Origin of the sequence: Streptomyces sp. KR55, from assembly GCF_052245645.1 — a bacterium.
GTDB classification, from domain to species: Bacteria; Actinomycetota; Actinomycetes; order Streptomycetales; family Streptomycetaceae; genus Streptomyces; species Streptomyces flavusporus.
On sequence record NZ_JBQQCE010000459.1, the window covers coordinates 1 to 7,879 of the forward strand.

10 protein-coding genes are annotated in these 7,879 nt (G+C 71.9%); 3 read left to right on the forward strand and 7 right to left on the reverse strand.

Annotation, left to right across the window (positions count from 1 at the left end; all coding sequences use genetic code 11):
• From ACTWQJ_RS41725 to rimP, 4 genes are all read right to left on the reverse strand, one after another.
• The coding region (locus ACTWQJ_RS41725; protein ID WP_443311632.1) for a translation initiation factor IF-2 N-terminal domain-containing protein at positions 1-821 on the reverse strand (821 nt) is incomplete at its 3' end.
• Positions 822-967: 146 nt separating this feature from the next.
• Positions 968-1,264, reverse strand: coding sequence for a YlxR family protein (locus ACTWQJ_RS41730; RefSeq protein ID WP_129801141.1), 297 nt, complete (start codon positions 1,262-1,264; stop codon positions 968-970).
• A gap of 102 nt (positions 1,265-1,366) precedes the next feature.
• Entirely contained in the window at positions 1,367-2,353 is a 987-nt protein-coding gene (gene nusA, locus ACTWQJ_RS41735; RefSeq protein ID WP_443311633.1) for a transcription termination factor NusA, read from the reverse strand.
• 2 nt (positions 2,354-2,355) lie between these two features.
• Positions 2,356-2,865: a ribosome maturation factor RimP gene (gene rimP / locus ACTWQJ_RS41740; RefSeq protein WP_224735947.1), complete on the reverse strand. Its 510-nt coding sequence runs from the start codon at positions 2,863-2,865 to the stop codon at positions 2,356-2,358.
• 194 nt (positions 2,866-3,059) lie between these two features.
• On the opposite strand from rimP, the gene ACTWQJ_RS41745 reads away from it, so the two are divergent.
• From ACTWQJ_RS41745 to ACTWQJ_RS41755, 3 genes are read left to right on the forward strand one after another with little or no spacing between them, the layout of a single operon-like run.
• Positions 3,060-3,599, forward strand: coding sequence for a hypothetical protein (locus ACTWQJ_RS41745; protein ID WP_443311634.1), 540 nt, complete (start codon positions 3,060-3,062; stop codon positions 3,597-3,599).
• On the forward strand, positions 3,596-4,099 hold the full coding sequence (locus ACTWQJ_RS41750) for a ferritin-like domain-containing protein (RefSeq protein ID WP_443311635.1): 504 nt from the start codon (positions 3,596-3,598) through the stop codon (positions 4,097-4,099). The genes ACTWQJ_RS41745 and ACTWQJ_RS41750 overlap by 4 nt, the downstream gene beginning before the upstream one ends.
• Before the next feature lie 27 nt (positions 4,100-4,126).
• Positions 4,127-5,026: an aminoglycoside phosphotransferase family protein gene (locus tag ACTWQJ_RS41755; RefSeq protein ID WP_443311636.1), complete on the forward strand. Its 900-nt coding sequence runs from the start codon at positions 4,127-4,129 to the stop codon at positions 5,024-5,026.
• Positions 5,027-5,087: 61 nt separating this feature from the next.
• Here the strand turns inward: ACTWQJ_RS41755 and ACTWQJ_RS41760 are convergent, their stop codons facing one another.
• From ACTWQJ_RS41760 to ACTWQJ_RS41770, 3 genes are all read right to left on the reverse strand, one after another.
• A complete protein-coding gene (locus ACTWQJ_RS41760; RefSeq protein ID WP_443311637.1) occupies positions 5,088-6,791 on the reverse strand; it encodes a proline--tRNA ligase in 1,704 nt (567 codons plus the stop codon).
• A 261-nt stretch (positions 6,792-7,052) separates the two neighbouring features.
• The gene (locus ACTWQJ_RS41765) at positions 7,053-7,619 is read right to left on the reverse strand and encodes a GNAT family N-acetyltransferase (protein ID WP_443311638.1); all 567 of its coding nucleotides are present in this window, start codon (positions 7,617-7,619) and stop codon (positions 7,053-7,055) included.
• Between the two features lie 101 nt (positions 7,620-7,720).
• Positions 7,721-7,879 (reverse strand): GNAT family N-acetyltransferase (locus tag ACTWQJ_RS41770; RefSeq protein WP_443311639.1); only part of this gene is annotated, 159 nt, incomplete at its 5' end.

Genomic DNA, 7,879 nt, shown 5'->3' on the forward strand with positions numbered 1-7,879 from the left:
CCACCGGGACGCGGGCCGCCGCCCTGCGGACGCGGCATCGAGCCCGTGCTCGGACGGGCACCGCCCGGAGCCTGCGGACGCGGACCGCCGCCCTGGGCACCGGGGCCCTGCGGACGGGGACCGCCGCCGGGAGCACCGGCACCGCCGGGACGCTGTCCCTGCGGACGGGGCGCCTGCGGACGCGCCATACCGGTGGAGCCACCGGAGGTGAAGGGGTTGTTGCCCGGACGCGGACCGGCCGGACGGGCACCGGGACGCGGTGCGCCGCCGCCGGGACGCGGAGCCTGACCGCCGGGACGCTGGCCGCCCTGTCGGTCCTGGCCACCGGGACGGCCGCCGGGCTTGGGGGCACCGGGACGCGCGCCGGGCTTGGGGCCGGACGCGGCGGCCGGGGCCGGGGTCGGGGCCGCCGGCGGAGCGGTGAACTCCGGGGCAGCCGGAGCCGGACGCGGCGCGGGCTTCGGGCCCGGCGCCGGACGCGGGCCGGGGGCCGGCGCGGACGCCGCAGGGGCCGCGGGTGCCGCCGGCTGCGGTGCCGTCGGGGGCTTGGGTGCGGCCGGCCGCGGCGCAGCCGGACGCGCCGCCTGCGCCGGAGAGGGCGCGGCGGGCTTGGGGGCGGCCTTCCTGGGGGCGGGCTTCGCGGCGGACTTGCCGTTGCCACCACCCTGCTGGAAGGCGTCAGTCAGTTTGCGTACTACGGGCGCCTCGATCGTCGAAGACGCCGATCGGACGAATTCACCGAGTTCCTGGAGCTTGGCCATGACGACCTTGCTCTCGACGCCGAACTCCTTGGCGAGTTCGTATACCCGGACCTTAGCCACTTCGCTCCTTTTAGGTCCGGGTTGCGGCCGGACCGTCGCTACTTCATGGGCGTACTCATCGCGTACTCATCGAGTGCTCATCGCAATCTCGACCTGCTTTCGACTCGCGAGGTACCAGGGCCGCGCGGGGTTCCGCACGACGCTTCTTACGGTGTTGCCTGCTCAGCAACTGTTGTCTGCTCGACGTACCGGCGCAACGCCTTTGTGTCGAGCGCACCCGGGGCGCGCAGCGCCCGCGTGAACGCCCGGCGGCGCACCGCCTGGTCGATACAGACCAGGGCGGGGTGCACATACGCACCCCGGCCGGGCAGCGTACCGCGAGGATCAGGGACACATGCGTCCTTGATCGCCACGATGCGCAGCAGATCCGTCTTGGCCGCTCGCTCCCGGCACCCCACACACGTGCGTTCAGGGCATGCGCGGGCAGGCGTCCGGCCAGACACGGTTAAGTCTACCTCCCCGTACCGACCTCACCCCTTTGGGGCAGAGATCGAACAGTTGCTGCACACAGATCTGTCGTGTTCCTAGCGCCCTGCGGCCTGGATCTATTCCCCGGGCTGCTCGGTGTCCGGACGGATGTCGATCCGCCAGCCGGTGAGGCGGGCCGCAAGCCGGGCATTCTGCCCCTCCTTGCCGATCGCCAGCGACAGTTGGTAGTCCGGCACCGTCACACGCGCGGAGCGGGCCGCCATGTCCACGACCTCGACCTTGGACACCCGCGCGGGGGACAGCGCGTTCGCCACCATTTCCGCCGGATCGTCAGACCAGTCGACGATGTCGATCTTCTCGCCGTTCAGCTCGCCCATCACGTTGCGCACCCGGCCGCCCATGGGGCCGATGCAGGCGCCCTTGGCGTTCAGACCCGACCGGGTGGAGCGGACGGCGATCTTGGTGCGGTGACCGGCCTCACGCGCGATGGCCGCGATCTCGACCGAGCCGTCGGCGATCTCCGGCACCTCCAGGGCGAACAGCTTCTTCACCAGATTGGGATGCGTCCGGGACAGGGTCACCGAGGGACCGCGCACGCCCTTCGCCACCCGTACGACGTACGAGCGGAGCCGCATGCCGTGCGGGTACGTCTCGCCCGGCACCTGCTCCTGCACCGGCAGGATCGCCTCCAGCTTGCCGATGTCGACGAGCACGTTCTTGGGGTCGCGCCCCTGCTGCACCACGCCGGTGACGATGTCGCCCTCGCGGCCGGCGTACTCACCGAGCGTGGCGTCGTCCTCGGCGTCGCGCAGCCGCTGCAGGATGACCTGCTTGGCGGTGGTCGCGGCGATCCGGCCGAAACCGGACGGGGTGTCGTCGAACTCGCGGGGCTCCTGGCCCTCCTCGAGGTCCTCGGGGTCCTCCTTCGCCCACACGGTCACATGTCCGGTCTCCCGGTTGAGCTCCACGCGCGCGCGTCGGCGGCTTCCCTCGGTGCGGTGGTAGGCGATGAGGAGGGCCGCCTCGATCGCTTCGACGAGCAGGTCGAAGGAGATCTCCTTCTCCCGAACCAAGCCCCGCAGGGCACTCATGTCGATGTCCACGGCTACGCCTCCTCCTCTTCCTTCATGTCCTTCTTGTCCTTGCGGCTGAACTCGACCTGGACGCGTGCCTTGGCGATGTCCTCGAAGGGCAGCCTGCGCGCGGTGGGCTTGCGTCCCTTGATCCCGGGCACCTCGAGGTCGACGCCCTCGTCGTCGACGGTGAGGATTCTGGCCACCAGCTCTTCGCCCTCAGCCAGCTGGAATCTCACCAGCCGGCCGGTGGCGCGCACATAGTGCCGGTGCTGCGTGAGGAGGCGTTCCGCGCCCGGGGTTCCGACCTCGAGGGTGTACTCGCCCTCGCCCATCGCGTCCGTCTCGTCGAGCTTCGCCGAGAGCACACGGCTCACATCGGCGATCCGGTCCAGGTCCGCTCCGGTGTCGGAGTCGACGACGACGCGCAGCACCCGCTTGCGTCCGACGGAGTCCACTGCGATCTCTTCGAGATCGAGGCCCTGGGAGGTGACGAGCGGTTCCAGCAGTTCTCGCAGCCTCTCGCTCTGGGTGGTGCTCATCCGGGTGACTCCTCGGCCGCGTGTGCTGTTGTGGGTTGGTCGCGTGTCTGGTCAAAGGGTATCCGGTCGCAGGGAGTGTTGCCGTCCACCTGTGTCCGAGCGGTGCCGATGAGTGGTCGGACACGTGTGCGCGGGTACGGTGATCACGGGCATGCCGCCCTGTCCTTTCGTACGAGCCTTCGAGGACGTCAGCCGTGCCGTTTCCCCTGTCTCCGCGCACCCCTTCGGGACCGCGCAGAAGGACCCTGCTCGCCTCGGCCGCGGGCGTCGTGTTCCTCACGGGCTGCTCCGGCGGGCCCGAGGACTCCGGCGCCACCGGCGGCGGTCCGTCCGTCACCGACCGGGCACGCGCGCGTGCGGCCCGGGACAGCAGCGGACTCGTGGACGAGTACGACGCGGTGATGGCCGTACATCCCGCGCTGGCCGAGCGGTTGCGGCCGTTGCGGGACGAGACCGCGCGGCATGCCGAGGCGTTCGGGGACACGATGGCAAAGGCGTCGCCCACGGTTTCCGCACCGTCCCCGGTGCCGTCCCCGGTGCCGTCCTCGGTGCCGTCCTCGGTGCCGGGCAGCGAGAAGGATTCGCTCGCGCGGCTCGCGGCCGCCGAGCGGGCGCTCGCGGACCGGCGGGCCGAGGCGCTGCTCGACCTGCCGGGCGAGCTGGCACGGCTGCTGGCCTCGGTGGCGGCGGCCGGGGCGGCGCACGCGTACCTGCTGATGGAGGGTGAGAGATGAGCGAGGCGGAGGACGGGGAGCTGCGGGCACTCCAGGCGGCGCTGGCCGCCGAGCACGCCGCCGTGTACGGGTACGGGGTGGTCGGCGGGAGGATCGAAGAAGGTCGGCGCACGGAGGCACGGGCGGCGTACGACGCCCATCGCGCGCGGCGTGACGCCCTGGTGCGCGAGGTGCGGGACCTGGGCGGTGAGCCGGTCGCCGCGGCCGGCGGATACGCGTTGCCGTTCCCGGTGACGGACTCGACGACGGCCGTACGACTCGCTGCCGAACTGGAGGAACGCGTGGCCGGCGTGTACTCCGACCTGGTGCGGGCGGCCGGGGGCGGCCTGCGGGGCACAGCCGCGGCAGCGCTGCGGGAGGCGGCGGTGCGGGCGGTGCGCTGGCGCGGCGGGAGCGTAGCCTTCCCTGGTCTCGCCGAGCGGGCGGCCACGAACCCGGGGCCGGAAACGGCCACTCCCCCGGCCTCGGCACCGCCTTCGGCTTCGGCGCCGACGGCGTAACCCGTACAGGAAGGAATCGACTCGCGTATGGCTTTCGAACCGCCGCAGCGTCTGGTCAGGGCGCTCGGTGAGACGGCACCGGACGGTGACGCCTGGTTGGAGAAGCTGCCTGAGGTGGCCCAACGGGCCGTTGCTCTACGCGAGTTGACCGTGGAACGCGTGCAGGTGCCGGGCGGGCGGAGCAGCCTGGTGCTGCTGGTGCGGCGGGCGGACGGGACGCCCGCGGTGCTGAAGCTGGCGCCGCCCCGGGCCCGGCCGGAGAGCGAGGGGGCCGCGCTTGCGCACTGGGGCGGCCTGGGCGCCGTCCAGCTGCTCGAACCGGTCGCCGACGACGGCGCGCTGCTGCTGGAGCGGCTGCATCCGGATGTGTCGGTGCGGTCGCTGCCGGAGGCGAAGGCGCTGCTGGAGGCGGCGGGCACGCTGCGGCGGCTGTGGGTGGCGCCGCCGGAACAGCACACCTTCGAGACCGTGGCCGAACGGACCGGGCGGCAGGCCGAGGCGATGCGGGCGAGTACCGCGGCCGACCCGGAGGCGGCGCCGCTGGTCGATGCGGCGCTCGCGGCCCGTGCGGAGCTGCTGAGCGCACCGCCCGAGCACCGGCTGCTGCACGGCACCTTCCGGCAGAGCAAGGTGCTCGCCGGGGACCGGATGCCGTGGCTGGCGGTGGGGCCGGACCCGGTGGTCGGGGAGTGCGCGTTCGATCTGGCCCGCCTCGTCCGCGACCGGGTGGAGGACCTGATCGCCTCGCCCTCGGGCGCCGCGACGACCCGCCGGCGCGTCAAGCGCCTCGCCGAGTCCCTGGACGTCGACCAGGAGCGGCTGCGCGGCTGGACGTTGTTCCGGGCCGTGGAGTCGGGGGTGCGGGCCCGCCGGGTGGGGCGGACTCAGGACGGGGAACTGCTGCTGGAGTTCGCGGGCTGGTTGTGAGGCCCGCCGGGCGCTTCCGGGGACGAGCAGCTTCCACCGTCCGTCCCCGGAGGCCGCAAGGTCACGCCGTGAGGCGGGCGATCGCCTCGTCGACCGGGAGTTCCTCGCGCTCGCCGGTCCTGCGGTCCTTCAGCTCGAGCACGCCCTCGGCGGAGCGGCGGCCGGCGACCAGGATCTGCGGGACGCCGATCAGCTCGGAGTCGGTGAACTTCACGCCCGGGGAGACACCGGCCCGGTCGTCGACCAGGACGCGGACGCCGGCCGCGGCGAGCTTCTCGGCGACCTCGAGGGCGAGTTCGGTCTGCAGGGCCTTGCCGGCAGCGACGACATGCACGTCGGCCGGGGCGACCTCCTTGGGCCAGCACAGGCCCTTGTCGTCGGCGGTCTGCTCGGCGAGGGCGGCCACCGCGCGGGAGACACCGATGCCGTAGGAACCCATCGTCACGCGGACCGGCTTGCCGTTCTGGCCGAGGACGTCGAGCTTGAGGGCGTCGGTGTACTTGCGGCCCAGCTGGAAGATGTGGCCGATCTCGATGGCGCGGTCCAGCTTGAGGCCGGTACCGCACTTCGGGCAGGGGTCGCCCTCCTGGACCACGACCACGTCCACGTACTCGTCGACCTCGAAGTCACGGCCCGCGACGACGTTCTTCGCGTGCGTGTGCTCCTTGTTGGCGCCCGTGATCCACGAGGTGCCGGGGGCCACGCGCGGGTCGGCGAGGTACTTGACCTTCTCGCCCAGGCCCTGCGGGCCGACGTAGCCGCGGACCAGGTCCGGGCGGCCCGCGAAGTCCGCCTCGGTGACCATCTCGACGACCGCCGGGGCGAAGTGTGCCTCGACCTTGTCCATGTCGACCTCGCGGTCGCCGGGGACGCCGACGGCGACGATCTCGCCGTCCACCTTGACGAGGAGGTTCTTCAGGGTGGCGGAGGCCGGGACGCCGAGCGATGCGGCGAGGGTCTCGATGGTGGGGGTGTCCGGGGTCGGGATCTCCTCGGCGGCCGGGACGTCGGAGGCGTCCACCGGCTTGAGCTCGTACGAGATCGCCTCGGTGTTCGCGGCGAAGTCGCAGTGGGGGCAGTCCGCGAAGGTGTCCTCGCCGGCACCGGCCGGGGCGAGGAACTCCTCCGACTTCGAGCCGCCCATCGCGCCGGCGGTCGCTGCGCAGATGCGGTAGTCGAGGCCGAGGCGCTCGAAGACCTTCTGGTAGGCCTGGCGGTGCAGGGCGTACGACTCGGCGAGGCCCTCGTCGGCGAGGTCGAAGGAGTAGGAGTCCTTCATCAGGAACTCGCGGCCGCGCAGGATGCCGGCCCGGGGCCGGGCCTCGTCGCGGAACTTGGTCTGGATCTGGTAGAGGATCACCGGCAGGTCCTTGTAGGAGGACACCTGGTCCTTCACGAGGAGGGTGAAGATCTCCTCGTGGGTGGGGCCGAGGAGGTAGTCGCCGCCCTTGCGGTCCTGCAGACGGAACAGCTCGGGGCCGTACTCGTCCCAGCGGCCGGTCGCCTCGTACGGCTCCCTCGGCAGCAGGGCGGGGAGCAGCACCTCCTGGGCGCCGATCGCGTCCATCTCCTCACGGACGATGCGCTCCACGTTGGCGAGGACCTTCTTGCCGAGCGGCAGCCAGGTCCACACGCCGGCGGCGGTACGGCGGACGTAGCCGGCGCGGACGAGCAGCTTGTGGCTGAGGACCTCGGCGTCCGCCGGGTCGTCGCGCAGCGTCTTCGCCATCAACTGGGACATGCGCTGGACCGGTGCGTTCGCCATCGTTCTCGTACTCCTGCCGGGTAAGGGTGATGGCAAGGAGGTTAGCCGGGCGGTGCGGGGCGGTGGAAATCGGTTAGGGCCTGTCCGGCGGATCAGGTCGCAGGAAATCGGCGGCGCCCTATTGAACGCAGGTGAGCGGGGTCTGGTGCGTCCAGCTGCAAGGCGGAGGAGGGAGTCGACGCGGAGCGTCGGCGACCGACGACAACGCCGCAGATGGGCGTGCCAGACCCCGCGTCTGCGGCATGATCCGCCGGACAGGCCCTAACGGCGGCGGAGCGGGAGGGGGGCGCCCATCACGGCGTACGGCTTGGGGGCGCTGGGGAAGAGGACCTGGCGGGCGAGGTCCACGTAGCCGAGGGAGTGGTACAGGCCGCGGGCCGGGCTGTCGGTGTCGATGGCGGAGAGGATGGAGCGGGGCTCGTCGGCGGTGTCGGTGATCGCGGTGATCAGGGCACGGCCGATACCGCGGTTCTGGTAGCGCGGGTGCACATGCAGCTCGGTGATCACGAAGGAGTTGTCGAGCCAGTCGTCGACGCCCTGGGCGCGGAGGTAGGGCTCGACGATGGTGGACCACCAGTGGGTGCGGTCGTTGGGCATGCCGTACACAAAACCCACGAGGCGTCCGTCAGGGGTGGTGGCGCCGAGGGCGCGGGCTCCCGGGTAGGTCATGTGCCGCAGCACGATCTGCCGGCGTACGGCGATCTCGTCGGCGCCGAGGCCGAACGCTACCGCTTGGACGGCGAGGGCTTCGTCCACCCTGGACGGGAGGTCGAGGGGGCCGATCACGATGTCTTCATGGTGGTGGGGGGCGTGACCGGGGAGGCGCATGGGGGGAGCGTACAGGGGGTTACTGTCGTCGTCCCGGTGCAGGTGAGTGGGGGCCCGGTCGCGCAGTTCCCCGCGCCCCTGGGACGTCACCTTGACGTTCCTCAGAACAGGACGCTCATGAACGCGCCGACCTCCTGGAAGCCCACTCTCCGGTACGTCCTTCTCGCCGCCGTGTTGTAGTCGTTGACGTACAGGCTGACCACCGGGGCGACGTCGGTGAGGGCGTAGCGCAGGACCGCTGCCATGCCGGGAGCCGCAAG

Bases quoted from the DNA above. Each gene is read 5' to 3' on its own strand.
- rimP (WP_224735947.1), bottom strand. From the start codon at position 2,865: ATGAGCACCACCCAGAGCGAGAGGCTGCGAGAACTGCTGGAACCGCTC.
- ACTWQJ_RS41750 (WP_443311635.1), top strand. From the start codon at position 3,596: ATGAGCGAGGCGGAGGACGGGGAGCTGCGGGCACTCCAGGCGGCGCTG.
- ACTWQJ_RS41760 (WP_443311637.1), bottom strand. From the start codon at position 6,791: ATGGCGAACGCACCGGTCCAGCGCATGTCCCAGTTGATGGCGAAGACG.
- ACTWQJ_RS41765 (WP_443311638.1), bottom strand. From the start codon at position 7,619: ATGCGCCTCCCCGGTCACGCCCCCCACCACCATGAAGACATCGTGATC.
- ACTWQJ_RS41755 (WP_443311636.1), top strand. From the start codon at position 4,127: ATGGCTTTCGAACCGCCGCAGCGTCTGGTCAGGGCGCTCGGTGAGACG.